Origin of the sequence: Sphaerisporangium dianthi, from assembly GCF_042654065.1 — a bacterium.
GTDB lineage: Bacteria > Actinomycetota > Actinomycetes > Streptosporangiales > Streptosporangiaceae > Sphaerisporangium > Sphaerisporangium dianthi.
In genome coordinates this window covers 21705-48144 of sequence record NZ_JBHSFP010000009.1, presented here as the reverse complement: position 1 = coordinate 48144, position 26440 = coordinate 21705, and the positions used below count along the sequence as shown (strand labels likewise).

The window sequence follows — 26440 nt, the reverse complement described above, 5'->3', positions numbered from 1 at the left end:
CATGACATCCGGGCGCGAGCTGCTCTTCATCGGCGGATACACCCCCGGCACCGGGGGGACGGGCCCCGGCATCAGCGTGGTCGGCAGAGAGGCGGACGGGTCCTTGCGGACGCTGGCCGAGACCGCCGCTCCCGGCCCGTCCTTCCTTGCCATGCACCCCCGGCTGCCCGTGCTGTACGCGGCCCTCGAGTGCGAAGAGGGCGGGGTCGCCGCCTACTCCGCCGACCCCGGCGGCCCCGCGCTGCTCGCCGACGGCGCGAGCGGCGGGTCCTACCCCTGCCACGTGGCCGTGGACCCGACCGGCGCCTGGCTCGCGGTGGCGAACTACGGCGACGGCACGGTGGCGGTCTACCGGCTCGGCAGCTCGGGCCTGTTCCAGGGCAGGCCCAAGCTGTTCCCGCACGACGGACACGGCCTCGACCCGGCGCGCCAGGCCGGGCCGCACGCGCACCAGGCGGTGTTCGGCCCCGGCTCCGTCCTGCACGTCACCGACCTCGGCACCGACGAGGTGCGGCGCCTCCTCCTCGGCGCCGGGCCCGGCGAGCACCCCGAGGGCCCGGTGCGGCTGGCCCCCGGCAGCGGCCCGCGCCACATGGTCCACCACGATGACCGCTGGTACGTCGGCTGCGAGCTGGACGGCACGGTCGCGGTCCACGACTCCTCCTGGCGCGAGATCGCCCGCACGCCGGCCAGTCACCTCGCCGGCCCCAATCAGGTCTCCCACGTCGAGATGTCCGCCGACGGCCGCCACCTGTACGTCGCCAACCGCGGGCCCGACACCATCGGCGTCTTCGAGGTCGGGCGGCGGGGCGGCGAGGAGACCGCGCTGACGCAGGTGGCGGAGGTCGGTTCGGGTGGGCTGTGGCCCCGCCACTTCGCCGTGTCCGGTGATCACATGTACGTGGCGAACGAGCGCTCGGACGTCCTCGCGGTCTTCGTCCTGCACGACGGGATCCCCGTGCCCGCCGGAGAAAGCCACAAGATCGGCAGTCCTTCGTGCGTACTCGCCCTACCCACGGGAGCGCACCGGTAGTGTGAGAGCGGCCTCTCACCCTTTGGTCTAGACCATTGTTGGCAGACTGGGGCAAAATCTGTATCGTCGGCGGCCACAGGAGCCCACGAAGCGCCCGGGGCGGCCGTGCATCTCACCCGAAATCTCAATGCGTACCTCATCGGGAGGAACCCGTCATGCGTATCGGCGTGCTCACTGGAGGCGGAGACTGCCCTGGGCTCAACGCGGTCATCCGCGCCGTCGTCCGCAAGGGCATCGGAGTCTACGGCCACGAGTTCGTGGGCTTCCGTGACGGCTGGCGCGGCCCGCTAGAGGGCGAGACGATGCCGCTGGAGATCACGACCGTGCGCGGCATCCTTCCCCGCGGCGGCACGATCCTCGGCTCTTCGCGCACCAACCCGATCAAGATCGAGGGCGGTGTCGACCGCATCAAGCGGAACCTGGCGGACACCGGCGTCGACGCGCTGATCGCGATCGGCGGCGAGGACACCCTGGGCGTCGCCAAGCAGCTGTTCGACCTCGGCGTCAACGTCGTCGGCGTGCCCAAGACGATCGACAACGACCTCAACGCCACCGACTACACCTTCGGCTTCGACACCGCCGTCAACATCGCCACCGAGGCGATCGACCGCCTGCACACCACGGCCGAGTCCCACCACCGCGCGCTGATCTGCGAGGTCATGGGCCGCCACGCCGGCTGGATCGCCCTGCACGCCGGCATGGCGGGCGGCGCCAACGTCATCCTGATCCCCGAGAAGCCGTTCGACATCGACAAGGTCTGCGAGTACGTCGAGAGCCGCTTCAAGATCCGCTACTCGCCCATCATCGTGGTCGCCGAGGGCGCGCACCCCCTCGAGGGCCAGATGGCGCTGCAGGCCGGCGAGCTGGACGCGTTCGGCCATGTCCGTCTGGGCGGCATCGGCGAGCAGCTCGCCCGCGAGATCGAGAAGCGCACGGGCAAGGAGGCCCGCACCACCGTGCTCGGCCACGTCCAGCGCGGCGGCACCCCCAGCGCCTACGACCGCGTGCTCGCCACCCGCTTCGGCCTGCAGGCGATCGACGCCGTCCACGAGGGCGACTACGGCAAGATGGTCGCGCTTCGCGGCACCGACATCGTCCGGGTCGGCCTGGACGCCGCGACGGCCGAGCTGAAGACCGTGCCGGCCTCCCGCTACGAGGAGGCCGAGGTCTTCTTCGGCTGATCGGGCCCTGCTCGACCGCCCCCGGCCGTCACGGCCGGGGGCGGCGTGTTCTCAGGCGCCTCCGCGAATTTCAGGTACCCGGTGTGCTCAGGCCGCCGGTGTGCTCACGGCCCTGGCCGTGTTCAGGACCCTGGCCGTGTTCAGGACGCCGGGGTGTCGCGGCGGCGGAAGAGCGATCCCTCGGCCGGCGGCGCCTGAGGCCGGGGGAGGGAAGTGCCGCCGGGCAGGACGGGGGCGGCGTACTGGGCGCGGTGCTGCTCCATCTGGGCGAGCAGCTTCTCCTCGCTCTCACGCTCCTCCTTGGACGGCGACAGCGCCACCACCAGCAGCAGCGCCAGCGTGATCAGGCTGATCCCGATGAGGAGCGGCAGCAGGAAGCTCAGGGCGGTGGCGCCCGCGAGCGCCTCACCGGACTTGGAGCGATCCACGGTGACGCTGAGCGAGAACATGCCGGTGTAGTGCATGCCGACGACCGCGAGGCCCATGATGAGCGCCGCGCCCGTGGTGGCGGCCCAGCCCTCAACCCGCAGGCTGAACCACAGCGCCACGGTCGAGGCCACCACCGCGATCAGCACCGACGCCCCGACGGTCGCCAGGTCGAAGTGCTTGACGGCGGCCATGTGGAGGGCGGCCATGCCCAGGTAGTGCATCGCCGCGACCCCGGCCCCGGTGAGGAGACCCGCGCCGAGGAGGGCGGGAAGGCGTTCGCCCGCTCGGGACACGAGGCCCAGGCCGACGCCCACCATGGCGACGGCGACGAGGGCGGAGACGACGGTGAGCGGCACGTCGTAGGTGATCGGCGTTCCGGTGACGCTGAACCCCATCATGGCGATGAAGTGCATCACCCAGATGCCGGTGCCGCCGAGTGCGAGCGCGGCGCCGGCCAGCCACCACAGGCGGGAGGCGCCCTTGACGTCGCGCGCCCGGGATGCCAGCAGCAGGCCGAGCAGGGACCCGATGACCGACATCAGGTACGCGGCCAGCGGGGTGAACACTCCTTGCGAGAAGTGGTCGATATGGGACACTTGGCATCCTTACCGTGGAACAGATGATCTATCTATGGCCGCGCTGACTTTTCGGACATCGTGGCTGTTCCGGGATGATATTTGGTTTCCCCATTTTGTGGGTTATTTCGGCCCGAAAAGCAGTGCGCCTCGGGTGTGCCGCCGGGTGAACACGGCGCCGGCACCGCGCGGACGAGGCCGGCTCGTGACACCAGGGGTCCGGCGGCCCCCGATCCGGGATAAATTGAAGCGTGCGGCAGCGCGGGACGACCTCCCACCCGCATCCCCACCCACCCCGACTCCCACCATCCCCGCCGGAGGCAACCCCATGTCCGTCGTGCCCCCGTCAGCTCTGGGCGAGCCCTGCGTGCTCCTCAAACTGGGCGAGGTCGTCCTCAAGGGCAAGAACCGCGAGCTGTTCGAGCGCCGGTTGCAGGCCAACATCAAGGCGGCGCTGAAGGACTTCGCCGTCAAGGTCGACGTGCGGCAGCGCCACGGCGTCATCGCCGTCTTCCTGCCCGAGGGCACCGGCGTGGAGACCGCCGACGCGATCGCCCGCCGCCTGACCGACGTGGTCGGCCTGGTGTGGATTCACCGCGCCTGGCGGGTGGCCAAAGACCCCGACGCCGTCACCGCCGCGGCGCTGGAGCTGGTCGCCGGCCGCCCCGAGGTCGAGCGCCGCGCGACGTTCGCCGTGCGCTCCCGCCGCCGCGACAAGCGGTTCCCGCTGCGCTCCAACGAGCTCGACCGCATGGTCGGCGGCGAGATCAACGACAAGTACGGCCTGCCGGTGCGCCTGAAGAACCCCGAGCTCACCGTGCACATCGAGGTCGACAGGGACGAGGTGTTCGTCTTCACCGACGGACTGCCCGGCCAGGGCGGCCTGCCGGTGGGCACCAGCGGGCGCGGCCTGGTGCTGATGTCCGGCGGCATCGACTCCCCGGTGGCCGCCTACCGCATGCTCCGGCGCGGCCTCCAGGTCGACTTCCTGCACTTCTCCGGCATCCCGTTCACCACGTCAGAGTCGATCTACAAGGCGTACGCCCTGGTGCGGGTGCTGAGCAGGTTCCAGGGCAACGCGCGGCTGTTCGTGGTGCCGTTCGGCAAGGCGCAGCAGTCGCTCAAGGCCTCCGGCGCCGACCGCCTGCAGGTGGTGGCCCAGCGCCGCCTGATGCTGAAGACCGCCGAGGAGGTCGCCCACCGCCTGCGCCGCAACGTGCTGGTCACCGGCGACTCGCTCGGCCAGGTGTCCTCGCAGACCCTGCAGAACATCACCGCGCTCGACGACGCCGTGGACATGCCGATCCTGCGCCCGCTCATCGGCATGGACAAGACCGAGATCATGGCGGAGGCGCGGCGCATCGGCACCCTGCAGATCTCCGAGCTGCCCGACGAGGACTGCTGCACCCTGCTGACCCCGCGCCGCGCCGAGACCGCCGCCAAGATCGCCGACCTGCGGCAGATCGAGAAGCGCCTGGACGCCGAAGAGCTCGCCGTCCAGCTCGCCGGCTCCATCCAGGAGTACAAGCTGGACGCCGCGCCCGCCGGAGTCTGACCCGCCGGGCGCGTCCTCACCGTCCGATCTAGGCCACCGGGACGAGCCTGGTGGCGGGGACGCGGCCCATCAGCGGAGGGAAGTCGCGCATGATGCCCGCCAGCTCCGCGAGGTCGTCGTCGACGAGCGCCTGAGGGCCGTCGCACAGCGCCTGCTCAGGATGAGGGTGCACGTCGATGATCACCCCGTCGGCGCCCGCGGCGATCGCCGAGCGGGTCAGCGGCAGCACCAGGTCGCGGCGGCCGCCCGAGTGCGACGGGTCGACGATGACCGGCAGGTGCGACAGCCGCTGGGCCACCGGCACGGCCGAGATGTCCAGGGTGTTGCGCGTCGCGGTCTCGAAGGTGCGGATGCCGCGCTCGCACAGCACGATGTCCAGGTTGCCGCGCTGGGCGATGTACTCGGCGGCCATCAGCCACTCTTCGATCGTGGCGTTCATGCCGCGCTTGAGCATGACCGGCCGGCCGACCGACCCGACGGCCTGGAGGAGCGCGAAGTTCTGCGCGTTGCGCGTGCCGACCTGGAGCATGTCGGCGTAGGAGGCGACCAGCTCGACGTCGTGCGCGTCCACCACCTCGGTCACGATCGGCAACCCGGTCTCGGCGCGCACGTCGGCGAGGATGCGCAGCCCTTCCTCGCCGAGCCCCTGGAAGGCGTAGGGGGAGGTGCGGGGCTTGTACGCGCCGCCGCGCAGCAGGGTCGCGCCTGCGGCCTCGGCCATCCGGGCGGCCGCGAGGGTCTGCTCGGGGGTCTCCACGGCGCACGGCCCGGCGATCAGTGTCAGGGTGCCGGGCCCGATCGGCACGCCGCCCACCCGCACCGTCGACCGTTCGGGATGGTTGTCCCGGCTCACCAGTTTGTAGGGGGCGGAGACGCGCATCACATCGGCCACGCCGTTCATGCCGCCCAGGTTCAGGTTCGTGAACTGGGCGATGTCCCCGACGAGGCCGATGATCGTCCGGTTGACGCCACGGCTGACGAACGCGGCGCCGCCCGCCGTGGCGACGAGGTCGACGATCGCGTCGACGTCCTGCTGAGTGGCCTCGGGGGCCATGACGATGACCATGGTGGTGCCCTTTCTCCTGGGACCGCGCCGCCGCGGTCGACTGGTCGACGCCCGGAAACGACGAAAGGCCCCGGGTCCGTTGGGACCCGGGGCCTTCGTCGACGTTTGCCGGTCAGCGCAGCATCTGACGGCGAACGGTCCGCTCCACGGGTCCGTCGCCATACCAAAACTCAAACGCGGTACGCATCGCCGCAAGCATAACCCATGTCCGGATGACGGACGGCGACCACTCGGGCGGGGCGGCCCGCGGGGAGGGGTGCCGGCGGCGCGCGCCGGGGTGCCCCCGACGTCAGCAGGGTGCCAATGACGCGCGGTCAAGAGCGCGGTGGCAGGATTGCCCCGTGCCGGATCCAACCGAGGAAACTCGACTGCCCCCCGGGCAATACGTCCCCCGTGGCCGCCCGGTCCTCCACTACGGCCGGGTCCCGCAGTTCCGGCCGGAGCGCTGGAACCTGTCGGTCTTCGGCGCCACGGCGTCCGGGGAGGAGATCCGCTACAGCTGGCCGGAGTTCTCCGCCCTGCCGCGCGTCGCGGTCATCGCCGACTTCCACTGCGTCACCAAGTTCTCGATCATGGGCAGCGAATGGGGCGGTGTGCCGGCCGCCGCCCTGATGGCGGCCGTCCCCCCCGCCCCGGAGGTCACCCACGTCATGATCTGGGGGGAGTACGGCTACAGCGCGAACCTCCGCCTGGCCGACTTCGAGCGCGACTCCACGCTGTTCGCCCTGGAACTGGACGAGAAGCCGCTGACGGCCGAGCGCGGCTTCCCCGTGCGCATGGTCGTGCCCCACCTGTATGCGTGGAAGAGCGTCAAATGGGTGCGCGCCGTCGAGTACATGGCCGCCGACCGCCGCGGGTTCTGGGAGGAGCGCGGCTACCACAACGTCGGCGACCCCTGGCGCGAGCAGCGGTACGCCTACCAGGAGGAACCGGGCGAGGGTCCTCCTTAGGCGCACCGGCCGCCGGCCGGGGTCTCGCCCGGGTTCCCACACGATCACCTCGGGTCACCGATTACGGTTGCCCGCATGCTGCACACAGGGTGGGCGCTGCTGTGCGTCCTGAGCGGCCTCGTCGCCTACCGCATGGGCCGCCGTCGCGGCGGCGACGCCGGCCCGTGCGGCCCGGCCGGCGAGACCACCTTCGACACGCTGCACCTCGCCGCGATGGCCGCCCCCTACCTGCGGGCCGGCCTGTCGCGTGACTCCGCCCGCAGGGCCGTGCGCCACCTGCGCGCCCTCGTCGGCACGGCCGCCCTCGCCGTCACCTCCACCGACCAGGTGCTCGCCTGGGACGGCAACCGCGAGCCGCCCGGCGAAGCGCACGTACGCGACCTCATCGGGCACGTCCACGGCATCCTCGCCGGCGGGCGGCCCCACCTGGTGGCGGGGGACGAGCTGTTCTGCGAGGCGGAGGACTGCGCGATCCGCGGCGCCGTCGTGGTGCCGCTGACCGTGGACAGGCGGGTCATCGGCGCTCTCGCCGCCTACGACTCCCAGGTCAGCGCCGCCCTGGTGCGGGCGGCGACCGAGGTCGGCAAGTGGGCGTCGGGGCAGCTGGAGCTCGCCGAGCTGGACGCCACCCGCCGGCGGGCGATGGAGGCCGAGACGCGGGCGCTGCGGGCGCAGATCTCGCCGCACTTCGTCTGCAACTCGCTGGCCACGATCGCCTCCTTCACCCGCACCGAGCCCGACCGGGCGCGCGAGCTGCTGCTGGACTTCGCCGACTTCGCCCGGCACGCCCTGCGCCGCGCCGGCGACTTCACCACGCTGTCGGACGAGCTGACCTGCGTCGACCGCTACCTGCTGCTCGAACGGGCGCGCTTCGGGGACAAGCTGCGCTTCGTCGTCGACGTCGTCCCGGAGGTCATGCCGGTGCCCGTGCCGTTCCTGTGCCTGCAACCCCTCGTCGAGAACGCCATCACGCACGGCATCCGCCGCGGCGGCGGCTCGGGCGAGGTGAGCATCGTGGTGCGCGACGCGGGCGAGGAGGTCCACATCACCGTCGAGGACGACGGCGCCGGCATGGAACCCGAACGGGCGCGCCGGCTGCTCGACGGCGAGCCGCCCAGCGGCGACGGGGGCGGCATCGGACTGGCCAACGTGGACGTGCGGCTGCGCCAGATCTACGGCCAGGAGTACGGCCTGGTGATCGACACCGCGCCGGACGAAGGCACGACGGTCCGCATGCGGGTGCCGAAAATCCGGCCAAACTATAACTGAAAGCATTCGGGTCGCTACCGAATGTTGATACATGGCTTGCCCGAGTGGCGGTCCGGGCGGCAGTTTGGTGTCCATGCTCCGTGTGTTGGCGGTCGACGACGAGGTGCACGCGCTGTCGGAGCTTGCCTACCTCCTCCGGCAGGACAATCGCGTCGAGCAGGTGCTGACGGCCCCGGACGGGGTCGCGGCGCTGCAGGACATGGTCGCGATGATCGGCGCCGGCGAGCGGCTCGACGGCGTCTTCCTCGACATCCGCATGCCCGGCCTCGACGGCCTCGACCTGGCCAGGCTGGTCGGCGCCTTCCCGAGCCCGCCCAAACTGGTCTTCGTCACCGCGCATGACGACCGCGCGGTGCAGGCGTTCGAGCTGGAGGCCGTCGACTACCTGCTCAAGCCGCTGCGGCCCGACCGGGTGGCCGAGGCGGTGCGCCGCCTGGAACAGGCCACCTACGGGCCGCCCCTGGCCGAGGCGGCGGTCGACGACGTCATCCCGGTCGAGCTGAGCGGGCGCACGAGCTTCGTGCCGCAGCACGCCGTCGCCTACGCCGAGGCCAGCGGCGACTACGTGCGCCTGCACACCGCCGAGGGCACCCATCTGGTGCGCATGTCCCTGGCCGCCCTGGAGCGCCGCTGGGCGTCCTCGGGGTTCATCCGGGTGCACCGCAGCACGCTGGTGTCGGCCAGGCACGTCACCGAGATGCGCTTCGACGAGGGCCGCATCGTGCTCCGCGTCGGGGACACGACGCTGCCGGTGAGCCGCCGCCACAGCCGCCGCGTGCGCGAGCAGCTCGTGCGCCAGTTCCGCGCCCCGCTGCCGCAGGCGGCCGACCTCCCGGTGCCGCCGGGCGGCCACGCCCGGCCCCCATCCCCTCCTCCCGCGGCGCCCGGCGCCTCCTCCGCGACGCCTGCCACTCCCTCCGGGACGCCCGCCGCTCCGTCCGGGACGCCCGCCGCTCCGTCCGGGACGCCCGCCGCTCCGTCCGGGACGCCCGGCGCCTCCTCCGCGGCGCCCGCCGCTCCCTCGAACGCCGTGGCGCCCGCGCCCCCCGCGGCCGAATAGCGCGGCCCAGCGCGCGGCCGGCGGCGCATGGCGGCCGGGCCGGTTCGCGCGCGAGCCCCCGCACCGCCGCTCGTCGGCCGCGGAACGCCGCTCGTCGCTCGGACACGCTCCGCACATCGCTGACTACAGACCGCTCAGCGAGCGGGGCCCGAAGGGCCCGCGAGACCCAGATGACACACCGTAATGTCGTGCGCATCGAAGAGCCACACTGCGTGACCGGGGGGGACACCAGCCCTGTTGGGCCGGACGGACCTTGGCTACGCGGACCCGATGGTGATCGCCGAGTTCTCGCGCCCGCGCGTGCGCCCGGCGGCCGCCACGGTCGACGGGCCCTTACCGGGGGGTGGGGCCCGTCGGCCCAGGCGGGGTGGGGTGTTCGCCGATCGGCCGCAAGGCCCCGCACGTGATCCGGCCCAAGGGGGGCGGCCGGATCCCGTTGGCGAACACCCCGCCCGGCCCGTCGACCTGGCCGTACCGCTCCGGCCTCATCCCACGCCCCCGCCGGACGGCATGACCCGCGCGATGCGCGCGTCCTGAACCTCCCGGGCCGGTGTCTCAGGAGACGGCGCGACGCGCGCGTCCTGGAACCTCTCGGCCCGGTGTCTCAGCGGACGCCGTGACGGCGCGACCCGCGCCAGGGCGTCACCGGCCGGCGGTCTCAGCCGGTGGCGGCCGTGACCTCGGCCGAGTCGCGCAGCTTCTTCAGCAGCCGGATGTCCTCGCGGTGCCCTTCGCTCTTGCCCGGCGTCTCGATGCACAGCGGGACCCCGGCCGCGACCGGGTGGCGCAGCAGGTCGGCGAAGGGGCCGGCTCCGATGTGCCCGGCGCCGATGTTCTCGTGGCGGTCGCGCTTGGAGCCGCAGACGTCCTTGGAGTCGTTCGCGTGCACCAGCTTCAGCCGCCCCGGCGCGACGGCGTGCAGTGCGTCGAGCATCACACCGACCCCGCCCGGGGCGGCAAGGTCGTGCCCCGCGGCGAAGGCGTGGCAGGTGTCCAGGCAGACGTTCGCCCGGGGATGGTGGTCCAGGGCCGCCAGATAGGGCCCGAGATCCTGCACGGTGGCGCACAGCATCTGCCCCTGGCCCGCCATCGGCTCCAGCAGCAGGTCGGGGCCGTCCTCCGGGATCTCGTCCAGCAGCGGCAGCAGGTGCTCGTGAAGCTGGCGCAACGCGTCGTCGCGCGACTGGCTGACCGCCGACCCGGTGTGCACGACCACGCCGAGCGCCCCGATCTCGGCGCCGCGCCGCAGCGCGTGCCGGACGCTCTCGGTGGACTTCTCGAGCGTGTCAGCGCTGGGGGAGCCCATGTTGACCAGGTAGGGCGTGTGGATGAACACCGGGACGCCCGACTCGCGGAGCGCGGTGTCCTCGGAGGGCTTGCCCGCGACCATGGCCCAGCCGCGCGGGTTGGTCACGAAGACCTGGATGATCTCGGCTTCGATGTCGGCCGCGTAGCGCAGGCCGCCGGTCGCCAGACCGCCCGCGACCAGCGCGTGGCCGCCGATGAGAGAGGTTGCCGTCATGATGTCTCCAGCTTATGGGAGCGGTCCAGGTACTCGCGGAGAAGGCCTCGCCGGGCGGGCCCGGCGGGGGCGCGTTGGAGCATGACACGAAAAACCATGGCCGTGCGTTGGCCCACTTGGGAGATCCCGCCGCTGGACCGCGCCCGCCCGCGGCTGTTCCACTAGCTGGCATGCCGAACGTGACGCCCGGCCGGCGTGATCTCGCCGCCTTCAACGCGCTCAGCCCGCCACAGGCCGAGCGCGAGCTGCTGAGCTGTTGCGCCGCGCCCGCGTTCGCCCTCCGCGTGGCCGCCATGCGCCCGTACGCCGACGCCGCCGCGCTGGCCGCGGCCGCTCAGGAGGCCGTCCGCGGGCTGAGCGGGGCCGACGTGCTCCAGGCCCTGTCGGCTCACCCTCGCATCGGCGACCGCGCCCCCGGCGCCGGCAGGGAGGCCTCCTGGTCCCGCGCCGAGCAGTCCGGCACGACCGGCGCCGACCGCAAGGTCCTCGCCGAGCTCGCCGCCGGCAACGCGCTGTACGAGCAGCGGTTCGGCCACGTGTACCTGGTCTGCGCCACCGGCCTCACGGCGGGCGAGATGCTCGACCGGCTCAAGGACAGGATGGGCAACGACGAGGACACCGAACAGGCCGTGGTGCGCGAGGAGCTCGCCAAGATCGCCGTGCTGCGCGTCGTCAAGCTCGTGAGCGACCAGGAGGAGACGTGAGCCTGTCCACCCACGTGCTGGACTCCAGCAGAGGCCGGCCCGCCGAACGCGTGAGGGTGACCCTGCACCAGGGGGACCGGCTCGTCGGCAGCGGCGTGACCGACGACGACGGCCGCCTGAGCGACTGGCTGCCCGAGGGCGAGCCCGGCAGGGGCGTCCACCGGCTGGTCTTCGACACCGGCGCCTACTTCGCCGAGAACGGCGTGGCGGCCTTCTACCCGGAGGTCGTGGTCACGTTCGTCGTCGCCGACCCCGCGGCTCACTACCATGTGCCGCTGCTGCTCAGCCCGTTCGCCTACTCGACCTACCGGGGGAGCTAGCGATGGCCGTCGTGCTCGGACCCAACCGCTACGGCAAGGCGGAGACCCGCGTCGTGCGCGTCACCCGTGACGGCGAGGCGCACCACCTGAAGGACTGCAACGTCAGCGTCTCGCTCTCCGGCGACATGGAGGAGGTGCACAGGCGCGGCGACAACGCCGCGGTGCTGCCCACCGACTCGCAGAAGAACACCGTGTACGCCTTCGCCAAGAAGCACGGCATCGGGGAGATCGAGGAGTTCGCCCTGCTGCTGGCCCGCCATTTCGTCGGCTCCCAGCCCGCGATCCACCACGCCCGGGTGGAGGTGGAGGAGTACGCGTGGGAGCGCCGCGGGCCTCACTCGTTCGCGCGCTCGGGCGCCGAGGTGCGCACGTGCGTCGTCCACCACGACCGGGACGGCACCACCACGGTGGTCTCGGGGCTGCGCGACCTGGTGGTGCTCAACTCCACCGGCTCGGAGTTCCACGGGTTCGTCCAGGACGAGTACACGACGCTGCCGCCCGCCACCGACCGCGTCCTCGCCACCGCCGTCACGGCCCGATGGCGGCACGTCCCCCCTGACGGGGGCGAGCCCTACGACCACGGCAAGTCCTACGAGGAGGTGCGGCGCTGCCTGCTGGACGCCTTCGCCGGCACCTACAGCCTCTCGCTCCAGCAGACCCTGTTCGCCATGGGCGAGCGGGTGCTGCTGACGCGCCCCGAGATCTGCGAGGTCCGGCTGGAACTGCCCAACAAGCACCACTTCCTGGTGGACCTTTCGCCGTTCGGCCTGGACAACGACAACGAGGTCTACTTCGCCGCCGACCGCCCCTACGGGCTGATCGAGGGGGCGGTGGCGCACGACGACGCCCCGCCCGCCGGCCCGGCCTGGGACTAGGAGCGGCAGATGGACTTCCTGAGACCCGCCACCTGGGCCGAGGCACTGGCCGCCAAGGCGGCCGAACCGGAGGCCGTGCCCATCCAGGGCGGCACCGACGTGATGGTGGAGATCAACTTCGACGTGCGGCGCCCGGCGGCGCTGCTCGACCTTACCTCGATCGCCGAGCTCGGCGACTGGGAGCTCACCGCCGACGGCCGGCTGCGGGTCGGCGCGGGCGTGCCGTACACCCGGATCATCGCCGAGCTGGGCGACCGGCTCCCCGGGCTGGCCCAGGCGTCCCGCACGGTCGGCTCGCCGCAGATCCGCAACCGCGCCTCGGTCGGCGGCAACCTCGGCGCCGCCTCGCCGGCGGGGGACAGCCACCCGCCGCTGCTCGCCGGGGACGCCGTCATCGAGGTCGAGTCCGCCGCGCGCGGCACGCGCATGATCCCGGCAGCGGACTTCTACCTCGGCGTCAAGCGGAGCGCGCTGGAACCCGACGAGCTGATCCGCGCCTTCCACGCCCGGCCGGCCGCAGGGCCGCAGTACTTCTCCAAGGTCGGCACCCGCAACGCCATGGTGATCGCGGTGTGCTCGTTCGCGATCGCCCTGCACCCGGCCGAGCGCCGCCTCGGCACCGGCATCGGCTCCGCCGCCCCGACGCCCCGGCGCGCCCGGGCGGCCGAGGAGTTCGCCGCGCGGGAACTCGACTGGACCGGCGCGGCGCCCCTGGACGCCGCGCTGCTCGCCCGTTTCGGCGAGCTGGCGGCCGAGGCGGCCTCGCCCATCGACGACGTGCGCGGCACCGCGGCCTACCGGCGCCACGCGATCGCGGTGATGGCCCGCCGCACCCTCTCGTGGGCCTGGCACGACTACCGAGAGAAGGTGGAGGCATGCGCGTGAACCTCACCGTCAACGGCAGGCACGAGGCCGTGGACGGCGTCTGGGAGGGCGAGAGCCTGCTGTACGTGCTGCGCGAACGGGTCGGCCTGCCCGGCGCCAAGAACGCCTGCGAGCAGGGCGAATGCGGCTCGTGCACGGTGTACCTCGACGGCCTGCCGGTGTGCGCGTGCCTGGTGGCAGCCGGGCAGGCCGAGGGCCGCCAGGTGCGCACCGTCGAAGGGCTGGCGGAGGGCGACCGCCTGGACCCCGTCCAGGAGGCCTTCGTCGAGTGCGGCGCCGTGCAGTGCGGCTTCTGCACCCCCGGCCTGCTCGTCCAGGCGCACGACCTCATCGAGCGTGCCGGCGAGCCCACCGACGCCGAGATCCGCGAGGCCCTGGCCGGCAACCTGTGCCGGTGCACCGGGTACGAGAAGATCCTCGACGCCGTGCGCCTGGCCGCCGCCCGCAAGGCGGCCGCCCGATGAACGGCACGCCCGGGCGGGACGCGGAAACGTCCGGAGAGGGGCCCGCTCCCGGGAACCGGGCCGCGGGCGCCGGCCTGCCCCGTCCGGGGAGTCCGGGGGAGGGCACGGGAGCGGCGGAGACCGTCATCGAGAACGTGGCGATCGCCCCGGTCGTCGGGCCGGAGATCGCCCGCGGGTACATCCACGTCAGGGACGGCCGCATCGTGGCGCTCGGCGCCGGCCAGGCCCCTGTGGCGCCGGGCGCCACGCGCGTCGACGGCGCCGGCTGCCTGGCGACGCCCGGCCTGGTCAACACCCACCACCACCTCTACCAGTGGGCCTCCCAGGGCGTGGCGCAGGACGCCACGCTGTTCGAGTGGCTCACCGCCCTGTACAAGGTGTGGGCGGCCATGGACGCGGAGGTCGTCAAGGGGGCGGCGACCGCCGCGCTGGGCTGGCTCGCGCTGTCGGGCTGCACCACGACCACCGACCACCACTACATCTTCCCCAAGGGCCGCGGAGATCTGTTCGCCGCCGAGATCGAGGCCGCCCGCGACGTGGGGATGCGCTTCCATCCCTGCCGCGGCTCGATGGACCGCGGCGCCTCGCAGGGCGGCCTGCCCCCCGACGAGGTGGTGGAAGGGCTGGAGGAGATCCTCGCCGCCACGGCCGAGGCCATCGACGCCTACCACGACCCCTCGCCCGGGTCGATGCTGCGCGTCGCGGTCGCCCCGTGCTCGCCGTTCTCGGTGAGCGCCGAGCTGATGACCGAGGCGGCGGCGCTCGCCCGCGCCAAGGGCGTCCGCCTGCACACGCACCTGTGCGAGACCGTCGACGAGGAGGAGCACTGCCTCGCGCAGATGGGCTGCACCCCCGTCGACTACATGGAGAAACTCGGCTGGCTCGGCCCCGACGTGTGGGTGGCGCACGCCGTCCACCTCCACGACCGTGACATCGGCCGCTTCGCCGCGACCGGCACCGGTTCTGCGCACTGCCCGAGCTCCAACGGCCGGCTCGGGGCGGGCATCGCCCGGGTCTCGGAGATGCTGCGCGCCGGCGCGGTGGTCGGCCTGGGCGTGGACGGCAGCGCCTCCAGCGAGCTGACGCCGCTCGCGGGCGAGATGCGGCAGGCGCTGCTGTTCCAGCGCGCCCGGTACGGCCCGGCCGCGCTCACCGCCCGCCAGGCACTGGAGATCGGCACGCTCGGCGGCGCCCGCTGCCTGGGCCGGCAGGACGAGATCGGCTCCCTGGAGCCGGGGAAGCTGGCCGACATCGTCCTGTGGCGGGTCGGCGGGTTCGCCGCGGCGATCGACGACCCGGTGTGCGCGCTGGTCTTCGGCGCGACGCCGCCCGTCGCCCGCGTGCTGGTCGGCGGGCGGACCGTGGTGGCCGACGGCGAGCTGCGCACCGTCCCGCAGGACGCCGCGGGCGAGGCCGGCGCCGCGGCCCACCGCCGCCTCCTCGGCCTCGCCGCCGCCCGCGGCGTGAGCGTCGCGCAGGAACTGCGCCCATGACCGCCTTCCGTGGCCTTCGCCGCGGAGCGGCACCCGTGACCGCCGCCTCCCGGTGCCTCGCGCCGGCGGCGGGGGAGGGGCGCCGGTGCCGCGGCGGCGGGCGCGGTGGAGGATTCTCTTGTGACGCCGAGGCGTGCGCCAGGTGCCTCCGCCAGGGCCGGAGGCTCCGCACGGCGGAGGCCGGCCGGGTGAGGTCGTGGGACACATGGAGCTGGAGGACGCCGGAATGCCGGGACACGTGCTGGTCGCGCCGGACAAGTTCAAAGGATCGCTCAGCGCCGTCGAGGTGGCCGAGCACGTCGCGGCGGGCCTGCGCGCCGCGCGGCCGGAGGTCGCCGTGGTGACCATGCCGGTGGCCGACGGGGGTGACGGCACCGTCGAGGCGGCCGTGGCCTGCGGGTTCCGGCGCGTCGAAGCGGTCGCCTCCGGTCCCACCGGAGAGCCGGTGACGGCCGCGTACGGCGTCAAGGACGGCGTCGCGGTGGTCGAGCTCGCGGAGGCGTCGGGCCTGCACCGGCTCACCGGCGGGCGGCTCGCCCCGCTCACCGCGACCAGCCACGGCACCGGAGACCTGATCGGCGCGGCTCTGCGCGAGGGAGTGGGCAAGATCGTGCTCGGCCTCGGCGGCAGCGCCTGCACCGACGGCGGCTCGGGCATGATGCGCGCGCTCGGCGCGCGCCTGCTCGACGCGCGCGGCCGGGAGCTGCCGCCGGGCGGCGGCGCCCTCGCCGACCTGCGCACGCTGGACCTGTCCGGCTTCACGCCCCCGGCCGGCGTCGCGTTCGTCGTGGCGAGCGACGTGGACAACCCGCTGCTCGGCCCGGACGGAGCCGCCGCCGTGTACGGCCCGCAGAAGGGCGCGAGCCCCGCCGAGCTGGCCCGGCTGGAGGAGGGCCTGGCCCACTGGGCCGACGTGGCCGAGCGCGAGCTCGGGGTACGGGCGCGCGACGATCCGGGCGCCGGAGCGGCGGGCGGCGTCGGGTTCGCCGCCATGGCGTTCCTCGGCGCCGAGATCCGGCCCGGCATCGGCCTCCTGCTCGACCTGCTCGGCTTCGCCGACCGGCTGTCCGGAGCCCGCCTGGTCATCACCGGCGAGGGGTCGCTCGACGGGCAGACGCTGCGCGGCAAGGCCCCGGCCGGCGTCGCGGAGGCGGCGGGCCGCGCGGGCGTCCCCGTCGTCGCCGTGTGCGGCAGGCGGACGCTCACCGACGACCAGCTCCGCGCGGCGGGCATCCAGGCCGCGTTCGCGCTGACCGACATCGAGGACGACCTGCGCCGCTGCATGGACGAGGCCGGTCCGCTGCTGGAACGGCTCGCCACCACGCTGGCCGCCGGGTGGCTGTCGAAGGCTCCCGCCCATGCCCGCGACTAGCGGCACGCCCGTGGACCCGCGCCGCACCACGGGGTCCCCGGTTTCCGCGGCCTCCCCGGCCTCCATGGACGACCCCGCACACTCACTTGGTCATGAGCGGCCGCAGGATGCGCCGGCGGGCGGGTTCGACCTGGTCGTGCGGTCGCGGCGGGTCGTGCTGCCGGACGGGGAGCGCCCGGCGGCGGTGGCCGTCCGGGACGGCGTGATCGCCGCCGTGCTCCCCTACGACGCCGGCGTCGGCGCCGCCGAGGCGGTGGACCTCGGGGAGGTCTGCCTGCTGCCGGGGCTCGTGGACAGCCACGTGCACGTCAACGAGCCCGGACGCACCCACTGGGAGGGCTTCGCCACGGCGACGAGGGCGGCGGCGGCGGGCGGCGTCACCACGATCATCGACATGCCGCTGAACTCCCTGCCGCCGACGGTCGACGTCCCCGCTCTGCGGGTCAAGCGGGCGGCGGCGGCCGGGCAGTGCGCCGTCGACGTGGGGTTCTGGGGCGGCGCGATCCCGGGGAACGCCGCGGAGCTGCGGCCCCTGCACGAGGCGGGCGTGTACGGCTTCAAGTGCTTCCTGTCGCCGTCGGGCGTGGAGGAGTTCCCGCCGCTGGACGCGGACGGCCTGCGCGCCGCCATGCGCGAGATCGCCGCCTTCGGCGGGCTCATGGTGGTGCACGCCGAGGACCCGGCGCTGCTCACCGACCCGGTCGGGCCGACATATCCGGAATTTCTTGACTCGCGGCCGGGGGAGGCCGAGCGGCGGGCCGTCGAGCGAGTCATCGCCGCGGCCCGCGAGAGCGGCGCGCGGGCGCACATCCTGCACGTGTCCTCCGCCTCCTGCCTCGAACCGCTGGAGGCCGCCCGGCGTGAGGGGGTGCTGATCAGCGCCGAGACCTGCCCGCACTACCTCACCATCACCGCCGACCAGGTGCGCGGCCCCGAGTTCAAGTGCTGCCCCCCGATCAGGGACGCCGGCAACCGCGACGAGCTGTGGCAGGGCCTGGCGGCGGGCGTGCTGAGCTGCGTCGTCTCCGACCACTCGCCCTCCACCGCCGACCTGAAGGTCCCCGACTTCGCCGCCGCCTGGGGCGGCGTCTCCTCCCTTCAGATCGGCCTGCCCGCCATCTGGACCGAGGCCCGGGCGCGCGGCCACGACCTGCGGCGGGTGGTGGAGTGGATGTCGGCCGGGCCCGCGGCGCTCGCGGGCCTGCCGTCCAAGGGGCGCATCGCCGTGGGCATGGCCGCCGATCTGGTCGCCTTCGACGACACGGCCGAGTTCACCGTCCAGGCGGCCGAACTGCGCCACCGCAACCCGCTGACGCCCTACCACGGCCGCACGCTGACCGGCGTCGTCCGCGCCACCTGGCTCCGCGGCCGCCCGGTGACCGACACCGCCCCACCCTCCGGAGCGCTCCTGTGACCACCTTCCCCTCCGCCCGCCCCCCGGGGGAACCGCCCGGCCCGCTCGCGGAGGCCCCCGGCCGCGGGGCTTCGGCGCGGGTGGTCCCGGCGGGCGACCACGAGCTGCGCCGGCTGCCCGACCTGGCGCTGCGCCCGTACGGCGGATCCGTCGTGGCGGCGAGCGACGAGTCCTTCGCCGAGCGGCAGGCGCTGATCAGGCCTGGACGTCCCGCGTTCCAGGCGGGGACCTTCGGCGCCCGGGGCCAGGTGTACGACGGCTGGGAGACCCGGCGCCGCCGCGAGCCCGGCCACGACTGGGCCGTCGTCCGCCTCGGCATGCCCGGCGTCGTCCGGGCCGTGGTCGTCGACACCGCCTGGTTCACCGGCAACTACCCCCCGTTCGCGTCGGTCGAGGCCTGCGAGATGGCGGGCCACCCCTCGGTCGCCGAACTCCAGCGGGCGACCTGGGTGGAGATCGTGCCGAAGAGCCCGCTGACCGGCGACACCGCGCACACCTTCCCGGTGTCCGGAGCACGCCGGTTCACCCACGTGCGGCTGAACATCTTCCCCGACGGCGGGGTGGCCCGCCTGCGCGTCCACGGCGAGGTGGCCGCCGACCTCGCCCTGTACGACGGGATGCCCTTCGACCTTGCGGCCCTGGAGAACGGCGCCGTGGTCACCGCCTGCTCCGACGAGTTCTACTCCTCGCCGCAGAACGTCATCGCCCCGGGGCTGCCCCGGCACCAGGCCGAAGGCTGGGAGACCGCCCGCCGCCGCGACGGCGGCAACGACTGGCTCGTGGTGCGCCTGGCCGTCCCCGGCGTCGTCCGCGTCGCCGAGCTCGACACCGCCAACCTGGTGTACAACGCCCCCGGCGCGGCCTCACTGGCGGGGGTCCACGCGAGCCCGGCGGCCGATCCCTCCACCGGCGCCCGCGCGCGGGGCGAGGGCTCCGCGGGCGCGTGGGGCGAGGGCCCCGCGTACGCCCGCGCGCGAGGCGGGGGAACGCCCGGCGAGGACGCCGGCTGGTTCGAACTGCTGCCGCGCACCCCTCTCCAGCCCGACACCCGGCACCGTTTCCGCCTCCCAGGCGACCGCGCCGTGACGCACGTCCGCCTCGACATCCACCCCGACGGCGGTCTCGGCCGCCTCCGCCTCTGGGGCACACCCGCCGGCCCGGGATGACGCGGCCCGCCCGCCACCCCCGCCGGCGGGTGCGGCCCCGGAACATCGCGAAGATCCGGTGATCACGCGGCCCGGCGGAACAGGGCAAGTCGACCAGGGCGAGGCGGCCTCGCGTGGAAGACGGTGGTCAGCTTTCGAGGGACATGTAAAGGCGGGTTCCCTGGGGCGTGAAGCCCACGCGCTCGTAGACGCGGCGTGACCCTTCGCCCGAGTACTCCAGCCACACCGACCGCGCCCCCTGAGCGAACATCGTCCCGGCCAGCGCGGCGGTGACCGCGGAGGCGATGCCACGGCCGCGGAAGGCCGGCCGGGTGCCCACACCCCCCACCTCCGAAGTGCCGACGGCCGGCGCCGAGCACGAGGCGCCGCCCGCGCAGAGCCCGTCGGGCGACCGGACGAAGCGCACCGCCCCGCCGCCCTCCTGGGTGCGGCGCAACCGGGCCACACCTTCCGGGGAGGAGTCGTACATCCCTTCGAACGCCTCCGACAGGGCGGCGTCGACCGACGCGTACTCCTCGTCCGTGGACGGGGTCTCGACGAAGTGCGCGGCCACGTCCGACGCCGGGCGCGCGGCCGCGGCCGGCCCGGGCATCGACGGCATCGTCAGCGTGGCGGGAGTGCAGACCAGATACTCGTGCACCGCCTCCGTGGTGAATCCCGCCTGGCGCAGAACGGGCTCGACAGCGGGCGCGGCGTCCGGCGCGAACTCGAGCCGGGGCTTGAGGCCGCGCTCGCGGAACGCCTCGACCAGCGCCGCGACATCACGCCCGTCCGGCCGGGCGCCGGGCTCGGGGGTCGCGTAGTTGATGTACGGGCTGGTCGTGCCGGGATCGAACCCTATGACGAAGCCGCCGGTCTGGACGGCCGCGGGACGGCGGCGGAGGTTGGCGACGGCGAAACTCTGGACATCGGTGCCCATGGTGATGGTGACCTCACGTAGAAGACATGGTCGAGCGCGCTCCCGTCGCGGCAAGGCGAACGGTGAGCCGCGCAGGCTCTCGTCAGACCCGGCCGTGAGCCGGAGTCATCCCCGCACAGAAGACGGGGGCGGTGCGCCAGGGCACCGCGCGTGGGGCCGCCGCGACAAGGCGGGCCTGGCACTGGTGGCGCCGGTGCTGCGAAGCAGACCGGTCAGTGCCGGCGGCGGCCGCTGAGGGACGCCGAAACCATGGACTTCATTCCTTCGCGTGTGTGCGAACGTGCCGTGTGACGCGACCGACCCTCCCACAGCGCCGACGACCGCGCAACGGGATTTCGCGGCGGGTCACACGGCTCCAGGCAGGGCCGCACCGGCGGTGGGCACGTGGACTCGACGCGCGAGCCCCGGCGGCGCGCCGGGGCTCGCGCGGCGGTCAGTGCCAGATGGTGACGCGGGTGCCGGCGGGGGCCTGGCCGAGAGGGTTCTCGGCCACGACGGCCCCGGTGCCGGCGATCCGGCGGACGCGGACCTTGAAGCCGGCCGCGCGCAGTTCGCCCAGGGCGTCGGTGACCTTCTTGAAGCGGACGTCGGGGATGGCGACGAGGGTCTGGCCGGGCTGGACGTTGTTCGGGTCCTCCCACGGCCAGTGGAAGCCGGTGTCGGGCCCCTTGGAGCAGGTGAGCTGCACGGCCTGCCCGGCGGTCACCTCGGCGCGTGCCGCGGGCACCTGGGCGATGATCGTGTTCGGCTGGGCGTTGTCGGTCTGCTGGACGACCGTCGGGTTGAAGCCCTTCTGCCGCAGGAACGCGTCGGCCTGGTCGCACTGCATGTCGCTGACGTCCGGCATGAGCAACCCGGCGCTCAGGACGAGCTGCACGCGGCTGCCCTCGCGCACCTTGGCGCCGACCTGAGGGTTGGTGCGCATGACCAGGCCGCGCTGGACGGTGTCGCTGGGCACCCTGCTGACCGAGCCGGGAGTGAGCCCGGCATCGGAGATCTTGGCCTGCGCGTCGCCCTGCGAGAGGTTCAGCACGTTCGGCACGGCGATCTTGACCGGCCCGGACGACGGGATGAGCGTGATGACCGCGTCGTTGAGCACCTCTTTGCCCGGCTCGGGGTCGGTGCGCAGCACCTTGTCCTCGGCGAGCTTGTCGTCGTGCTCGGCCGTCCCGATCTTGACCTCGAAGCCCTGCTTCTTGGCCTCGGCCTTGGCGATCGCGATGTTGAGGCCCAGCAGATCGGGGACCTTGGTGTAGCGGCCCTCGGAGAACCACCACCCCGTGCCGGCGATCGCGCCGATCATGAGGACGGCCAGCGCGACGATGAACCAGGTGGGCCGCGGGCCGCGGCGCCTGGCCGGCGCGCCGGCGGTGGCCGGCGGGGCGGTCATCATCTCGGTGCGCGAGTGGACGAGCGTCGGGTTGGCGGGCGGGACGGCGTTCCCGCCGGGCGTCACCCCCGGCTCACGGAGGATCGAGGGCGACGTGGCGCCGGTGGGCGGGCGCTGCGGAGCCATGTCGCGCGGCAGCCCGCGATGGGCCTCGACGGCGGCGACCAGCATGGCCGTGGCGTCGGCCGGCCGGCGGTCGGGGGCGCGGTCGGTCGCCGAGAGCACGAGCGTGTCGAGCGCCTGCGGCGTGTCCGGCACGATGGCCGAGGGCGCGGGCACCCGGTCGTGGACGTGGCGGTAGGCCACCGACATCGGGCTCTCGCCCAGGTAGGGCTGCTGCCCGGTCAGCAGCTCGAACAGCAGCACCCCGGCGGCGTACACGTCGCTGCGCGCGTCGGCCACCCCGGCCGTCACCTGCTCGGGCGACATGTACGCGATCGTGCCGATCATGACGCCGGTCTTGGTCTGGTTGCCCGCCTCGATGGCGCGGGCCAGCCCGAAGTCGACGACCTTCACCCGGCCGTCGTCGGTGAGCAGGACGTTCTCGGGCTTGACGTCCCGGTGGACCATGCCGGCCTGGTGGGCGGCGCCGAGGGCGGCCAGCACCGGGATGAGGATCTCCAGGGCCTCGCGGGCGGGGAAGCGCCCGCGCCGGCGGAGCACGTCCCGCAGAGTGCGCCCGGGGACGTACTCCATCGACAGGTACACGTTGCCGGCGTCGGTGCCCTGGTCGAAGACGTGCACCACGTTGGGGTGCGAGAGGCTGGCGACGGACTTGGCCTCGCCGATGAAGCGACGCACGAAGTCGGGGTCCTCGGCGAGCGAGGGATGCATGACCTTCAGGGCGACCGTGCGGTCGAGCCGGACGTCCAGGGCCAGGTAGACAGCGGCCATGCCGCCCCGGGCGATGCGGGATTCGACCCGATAGCGCCCGTCCAGCAGCCGCCCTAGAAGGGGGTCCGCAACCGTCGTGTCCACGGGAGTGAGTTTACGGGCGGTTTGCCAGGTGCAGGGCAAGCACATCCCAAACCGATGCCGACATGTTCTCCCGTCCCCAAGGGGTCATCGTTGTCACCAGGCGCGCGGCTCGATCGCCGGTGAGGAGGCCTCAGCGTACCGCCGCCGGGGGATCCTGCCCGCGAGGCGCGCCATACGGCCCGCCGTCACGGCCTCGCGCATGGCCGCGGCCATCAGGCCGGGCCGCTGGGCGCGGGTGACGGCGCTGGCGAGCAAGACGGCGTCGCATCCCAGCTCCATGGCCAGCGCCGCGTCGCTCGCGGTGCCGATGCCGGCGTCGAGGATCACCGGGACGGTCGCCGCCTCGACGATCAGCTCGATGTTGTGCGGGTTGCGGATGCCGAGGCCCGAGCCGATGGGGGAGCCCAGCGGCATCACGGCCGCGCATCCCGCCTGCTCCAGCCGCCGCGCGAGCGCGGGGTCGTCCCCGATGTAGGGCAGGACGACGAACCCGTCGGCGACCAGCCGCTCGGCGGCGTCGAAGGTCTCGATGGGGTCGGGGAGCAGGGTGCGCTCGTCATTGATCACTTCGAGCTTCACCCAGTCGGTGCCGAGGGCCTCGCGGGCCAGGCGCGCGGTCAGCACGGCCTCGCCGGCGGTGAAGCAGCCGGCCGTGTTGGGCAGCACCCTGATGCCCCGTGCGCGCAGGACGTCCAGCACCGAGCCTCTGGACGCCGGGTCCAGGCGCCGCATCGCGACCGTGGTGATCTCGGTGCCGGAGGCGGCCAGCGCCTGGTCAAGGACGTCCAGCGACGGCGCCCCTCCGGTGCCCATGATCAGCCGGGAGGTGAACTTCTCCCCGCCGACGACGAACGCGTCGCCGGCGTCGTCCCGGGCCGCCGGGCCGAGGTCGTGCCCCGCCGGCCGGAGGGCGTCGTGGTCAGCCACCCTGCACCGCCGTCAGCACCTCGACGCGGTCGTGCTCGCTGAGCGTGGTGGACTGCCACGCGCCGCGCCGCACCACCTCGTCGTTGACGGCCACCGCGACGCCCGCGGCCGACGAGGTCAGCTCCTGGACGGCCCGCGCGACGGTCGCCCCGTCGGGCAGGTCGCGGGACACCCCGTTGATCATCACTTTCATCGCCGTTCCGGGGCGGCAGAGCCTGGCGTCCGCCAGGGCGCGCGCCCCGTTCCTCCTTCGTTCAACGGTGGGCCTCGGCGAACCGCAGGGGGGAGCAGAGCGCCGCCAGCGGTGCGAGGTCCGGGTCGGGGCCGCCGGACACCAGGTCGGCGGTGAGCGGGGACAGCAGGACGCCGCCGCGGTGGTGGCCGGTGGCCAGCAGGAGCCCGTCCATGCCGCTCGGGCCGATCACCGGGAGGTTGTCCGGCGTTCCCGGGCGCAGCCCCGCCGCCAGGTCGACCACCTCCAGCTCGGTGATCCCGGGCACCAGCTCGCGGGCGTCGCGCAGCAGCTCCCACAGGGCTCCCGCGGTCACCCGCGTGTCGAACCCCATCTCCTCCTGTGTGGCGCCGAGCACGATCTCGCCGTCACCGCGCGGCACGAGGTAGGCGCGAGAGCCGTGCACGATGCCGCGCACGCATCGGCCGAGGAACCCAGGAGCGCCCCGCAGCCGCATGATCTGCCCCTTCACGGGGCGCACGGGCGGGAGCACCTCCGGCGGCAGGCCGTCCAGGGAGCCCGACCAGGCCCCGGCCGCCAGGACGACCTGCTCGGCGCCGATCGCCGCGCCGTCCGCGCACCGGACGCCGCGCACGGCGCCGCCCTCGGAGAGCAGGCCCGCCACGCGGCCGGCGAGCACCCGCGCGCCGCGGCGCGACAGCGCGGCGAGCAGCGCGGCCGTGACGCGGCGCGGGTCCACCCACGCGTCGCCCGGTGCCAGGATGCCGCCGCGCACGGAGGGCGCGAGCATCGGCTCGGCGCGGCGGCACTCCCGGCCGGTGAGCCGTTCGACGGGCAGCGACAGCTTCTCGAGGAAGCCCGCCATCTCCGACAGCGCCGCGAGGTCGTCGGAGCCGAAGGCCACGTCGAGCGTGCCCTCGGCGCGATGGTCGACGTCCATCCCGGACTCGGCGGACAGCTCGGCGGCGAACGCCGGCCAGCGGGCCAGGGAGGCGAGGCCGAGCCGCAGCAGGGGCTCTTCGGTGTAGGTCACCTCGCTGACGGGGGCGAGCATCCCCGCCGCCGCGTGCGAGGCGCCCGACCCGGGCGCCGGGTCGACGACGGTGACGGTGCGCCCGCGCTGGGCCGCGCGCCAGGCGACCGACAGGCCGATGACGCCGCCGCCCACGACGACCACGTCCGAGGAGGAGCCCGCCACGTGCGCCGCAGGCGCGGTCGGCGCCGCGCCCGGGAGGGCGTTCGACACGTCCACTTAACGTCCGCTCCCTTCGCCGGCATGATCCGGATCAGGTTCCTGGCGGTCGAGGGCCGTGAGCCCTCCTCTCAGCCCGGTCTCGCCGGACTCCCGCGCGTGCTGGTCTCCCTAGCCTATTCCTGCCCGAGGGCGGGTGGAGTACCGGCTATTCCTCCCTCCATACGGCTTGGGCACCCGCTTGAGTGGTCTCATCACTGCCTGTGTGGCATAGTGAGCTAATTTGTTACCAAATCGCCGTTGGCGAGTTACCGTGCTGGCCGCTTAGGGTCAGGATGTGAATCATGTCGTGGTGGTGGGGGCCGGCTTGGCCGGCGTGCGGAGTGTCGAAGCGCTACGGGCGCGTGGATACCGAGGTCGCCTCACGCTGATCGGTGAGGAGTCCCATCGGCCGTATGACCGGCCTCCTTTGTCCAAGGCCGTCCTGCTCGGCGATCTCGACTCGACGGTGGTCGACTCCGACCTCGGCGCGCTGTCGGTCGACCTGCGCACCAGCGTCTCCGCCAAGGGGCTGCGCGAGGGCGCCCTGGAGACGACCGAAGGCGAACTGGAGTACGACGGCCTGGTGATCGCCACCGGCGCGTCCCCCATCCGGCTGCGCGGCGAGGGCGCCCAGTACGTCCTGCGCACCATCGACGACGCCCTGGCCCTGCGCGCCGCCATGGTGCCGAAGTCCCGCGTCGCGATCGTCGGCGCCGGATGGATCGGCGCCGAGGTCGCCACCGCGGCCCGCCGCGCGGGCTGCGAGGTGACCGTCGTCGAGGCCGCCGAGTCGCCCCTGGCGACGGCCCTAGGGCCCGAGGTGGGCGGCCTCACCGCGCGCTGGTACGCCGATGTGGGCATCGACCTGCGGCTCGGCGTGATGGTCGGCTCGATCGACCCCGGCGGCCTGACCATGATGGACGGCTCGTGGATCCCGGCCGACGTCGTGGTGACCGGCGTCGGCGTGCGCCCCAACGTCACCTGGCTCGCCGGTTCGGGCATCGAGGTGGACAACGGCATCGTCGTCGACGAGCACCTGCGCACCTCGATGGAAGGCGTGGTCGCGGTCGGCGACTGCGCGAACTGGTGGTCGCGGCGCTTCGGGCGGCGCATGCGGGTCGAGCACTGGGACACCGCGCTGAACGCCCCCGAGACCGCGGTGGCCACCCTCCTCGGGCAGTGCGCCGTCTACGACCCGGTGCCCTACTTCTGGTCCGAGCAGTTCGGCCACATGGTCCAGTACGCGGGTCACCACGACGGGGCCAGGCTGGTCCTGCGCGGCGACCCCGACACCGACCGCAAGTGGGCGGCGTGCTGGTTCACCGAGGACGACCGGCTGGCCGCCATCCTCACCGTCGACCGCCCCCGTGACCTGGTACAGGGCCGCCGCATCGTCGAGGGCGGGCAAAGCCTCGATGTTGATAGGGCGAGCGACCCCTCGATACCCTTGCGCGACTGCTTGTGAC

At 73.6% G+C, this 26440-nt stretch carries 24 protein-coding genes and 1 riboswitch; of the genes, 16 read left to right on the top strand and 8 right to left on the bottom strand.

Features of this window, described 5'->3' with window-relative positions; genetic code table 11:
- The first annotated feature begins 1 nt into the window (after position 1).
- The gene (locus ACFO60_RS15620; protein WP_380840962.1) at positions 2-1033 is read left to right on the top strand and encodes a lactonase family protein; all 1032 of its coding nucleotides are present in this window, start codon (positions 2-4) and stop codon (positions 1031-1033) included.
- 155 nt (positions 1034-1188) lie between these two features.
- Positions 1189-2214, top strand: coding sequence for a 6-phosphofructokinase (locus tag ACFO60_RS15615; protein ID WP_380840961.1), 1026 nt, complete (start codon positions 1189-1191; stop codon positions 2212-2214).
- Positions 2215-2354: 140 nt separating this feature from the next.
- Here ACFO60_RS15615 and ACFO60_RS15610 read toward each other — a convergent pair whose 3' ends face one another.
- Complete coding sequence (locus tag ACFO60_RS15610) at positions 2355-3239, bottom strand: MHYT domain-containing protein (protein WP_380840959.1); 885 nt, start codon at positions 3237-3239, stop codon at positions 2355-2357.
- Positions 3240-3546: 307 nt separating this feature from the next.
- On the opposite strand from ACFO60_RS15610, the gene thiI reads away from it, so the two are divergent.
- The gene (thiI, locus tag ACFO60_RS15605) at positions 3547-4773 is read left to right on the top strand and encodes a tRNA uracil 4-sulfurtransferase ThiI (RefSeq protein WP_380840958.1); all 1227 of its coding nucleotides are present in this window, start codon (positions 3547-3549) and stop codon (positions 4771-4773) included.
- Between the two features lie 28 nt (positions 4774-4801).
- On the opposite strand, the gene aroF is transcribed toward thiI, so the two are convergent.
- Positions 4802-5839 (bottom strand): 3-deoxy-7-phosphoheptulonate synthase, encoded by a 1038-nt coding sequence (gene aroF, locus ACFO60_RS15600; RefSeq protein ID WP_380840957.1) that lies wholly within the window; start codon positions 5837-5839, stop codon positions 4802-4804.
- A 341-nt stretch (positions 5840-6180) separates the two neighbouring features.
- On the opposite strand from aroF, the gene ACFO60_RS15595 reads away from it, so the two are divergent.
- The 3 genes from ACFO60_RS15595 to ACFO60_RS15585 all read left to right on the top strand — a co-directional run bounded on the left by ACFO60_RS15595 (position 6181) and on the right by ACFO60_RS15585 (position 9118).
- A complete protein-coding gene (locus ACFO60_RS15595; RefSeq protein WP_380840955.1) occupies positions 6181-6789 on the top strand; it encodes a sulfite oxidase-like oxidoreductase in 609 nt (202 codons plus the stop codon).
- Between the two features lie 75 nt (positions 6790-6864).
- The gene (locus ACFO60_RS15590; protein WP_380840954.1) at positions 6865-8058 is read left to right on the top strand and encodes a histidine kinase; all 1194 of its coding nucleotides are present in this window, start codon (positions 6865-6867) and stop codon (positions 8056-8058) included.
- Between the two features lie 73 nt (positions 8059-8131).
- Positions 8132-9118 (top strand): LytR/AlgR family response regulator transcription factor, encoded by a 987-nt coding sequence (locus tag ACFO60_RS15585; RefSeq protein WP_380840953.1) that lies wholly within the window; start codon positions 8132-8134, stop codon positions 9116-9118.
- Positions 9119-9776: 658 nt separating this feature from the next.
- On the opposite strand, the gene ACFO60_RS15580 is transcribed toward ACFO60_RS15585, so the two are convergent.
- The gene (locus ACFO60_RS15580; protein ID WP_380840952.1) at positions 9777-10640 is read right to left on the bottom strand and encodes a deoxyribonuclease IV; all 864 of its coding nucleotides are present in this window, start codon (positions 10638-10640) and stop codon (positions 9777-9779) included.
- 170 nt (positions 10641-10810) lie between these two features.
- On the opposite strand from ACFO60_RS15580, the gene uraD reads away from it, so the two are divergent.
- From uraD to alc, 9 genes are all read left to right on the top strand, one after another.
- Positions 10811-11344: a 2-oxo-4-hydroxy-4-carboxy-5-ureidoimidazoline decarboxylase gene (uraD, locus tag ACFO60_RS15575; RefSeq protein ID WP_380840951.1), complete on the top strand. Its 534-nt coding sequence runs from the start codon at positions 10811-10813 to the stop codon at positions 11342-11344.
- Positions 11341-11664: a hydroxyisourate hydrolase gene (uraH, locus tag ACFO60_RS15570; RefSeq protein ID WP_380840950.1), complete on the top strand. Its 324-nt coding sequence runs from the start codon at positions 11341-11343 to the stop codon at positions 11662-11664. Before uraD ends, uraH begins: the two co-directional genes overlap by 4 nt.
- A gap of 2 nt (positions 11665-11666) precedes the next feature.
- Positions 11667-12539 carry a factor-independent urate hydroxylase gene (pucL, locus tag ACFO60_RS15565; RefSeq protein WP_380840949.1) on the top strand — a complete coding sequence of 291 codons (873 nt, stop codon included), beginning with the start codon at positions 11667-11669 and terminating at the stop codon, positions 12537-12539.
- Positions 12540-12548: 9 nt separating this feature from the next.
- A complete protein-coding gene (locus ACFO60_RS15560) occupies positions 12549-13424 on the top strand; it encodes an FAD binding domain-containing protein (RefSeq protein ID WP_380840947.1) in 876 nt (291 codons plus the stop codon).
- Positions 13415-13888, top strand: a complete 474-nt coding sequence (locus ACFO60_RS15555; protein ID WP_380840946.1) for a (2Fe-2S)-binding protein — start codon at positions 13415-13417, stop codon at positions 13886-13888. The genes ACFO60_RS15560 and ACFO60_RS15555 overlap by 10 nt, the downstream gene beginning before the upstream one ends.
- Complete coding sequence (locus ACFO60_RS15550) at positions 13885-15381, top strand: 8-oxoguanine deaminase (protein ID WP_380840945.1); 1497 nt, start codon at positions 13885-13887, stop codon at positions 15379-15381. The genes ACFO60_RS15555 and ACFO60_RS15550 overlap by 4 nt, the downstream gene beginning before the upstream one ends.
- A 205-nt stretch (positions 15382-15586) precedes the next feature.
- Positions 15587-16753 (top strand): glycerate kinase, encoded by a 1167-nt coding sequence (locus ACFO60_RS15545; RefSeq protein WP_380841194.1) that lies wholly within the window; start codon positions 15587-15589, stop codon positions 16751-16753.
- 64 nt (positions 16754-16817) lie between these two features.
- A complete protein-coding gene (gene allB / locus ACFO60_RS15540; protein WP_380841193.1) occupies positions 16818-18167 on the top strand; it encodes an allantoinase AllB in 1350 nt (449 codons plus the stop codon).
- Positions 18164-19333, top strand: coding sequence for an allantoicase (alc, locus tag ACFO60_RS15535; RefSeq protein ID WP_380840943.1), 1170 nt, complete (start codon positions 18164-18166; stop codon positions 19331-19333). Before allB ends, alc begins: the two co-directional genes overlap by 4 nt.
- Positions 19334-19460: 127 nt before the next feature.
- On the opposite strand, the gene ACFO60_RS15530 is transcribed toward alc, so the two are convergent.
- The 5 genes from ACFO60_RS15530 to thiO all read right to left on the bottom strand — a co-directional run bounded on the left by ACFO60_RS15530 (position 19461) and on the right by thiO (position 24992).
- Positions 19461-20252, bottom strand: a complete 792-nt coding sequence (locus tag ACFO60_RS15530; protein ID WP_380840942.1) for a GNAT family N-acetyltransferase — start codon at positions 20250-20252, stop codon at positions 19461-19463.
- A 433-nt stretch (positions 20253-20685) separates the two neighbouring features.
- Positions 20686-22620, bottom strand: coding sequence for a Stk1 family PASTA domain-containing Ser/Thr kinase (pknB, locus tag ACFO60_RS15525; protein WP_380840941.1), 1935 nt, complete (start codon positions 22618-22620; stop codon positions 20686-20688).
- A gap of 93 nt (positions 22621-22713) precedes the next feature.
- Complete coding sequence (locus ACFO60_RS15520) at positions 22714-23547, bottom strand: thiazole synthase (RefSeq protein ID WP_380840940.1); 834 nt, start codon at positions 23545-23547, stop codon at positions 22714-22716.
- Positions 23540-23740, bottom strand: a complete 201-nt coding sequence (gene thiS, locus ACFO60_RS15515) for a sulfur carrier protein ThiS (RefSeq protein WP_380840939.1) — start codon at positions 23738-23740, stop codon at positions 23540-23542. Before thiS ends, ACFO60_RS15520 begins: the two co-directional genes overlap by 8 nt.
- Positions 23741-23801: 61 nt before the next feature.
- Complete coding sequence (gene thiO, locus ACFO60_RS15510) at positions 23802-24992, bottom strand: glycine oxidase ThiO (RefSeq protein WP_380840937.1); 1191 nt, start codon at positions 24990-24992, stop codon at positions 23802-23804.
- Positions 24987-25099, bottom strand: a riboswitch (TPP riboswitch). Its footprint overlaps the gene before it by 6 nt.
- A 170-nt stretch (positions 25100-25269) precedes the next feature.
- On the opposite strand from thiO, the gene ACFO60_RS15505 reads away from it, so the two are divergent.
- Positions 25270-26439: an NAD(P)/FAD-dependent oxidoreductase gene (locus tag ACFO60_RS15505; RefSeq protein WP_380840936.1), complete on the top strand. Its 1170-nt coding sequence runs from the start codon at positions 25270-25272 to the stop codon at positions 26437-26439.
- Position 26440 lies beyond the last annotated feature (1 nt).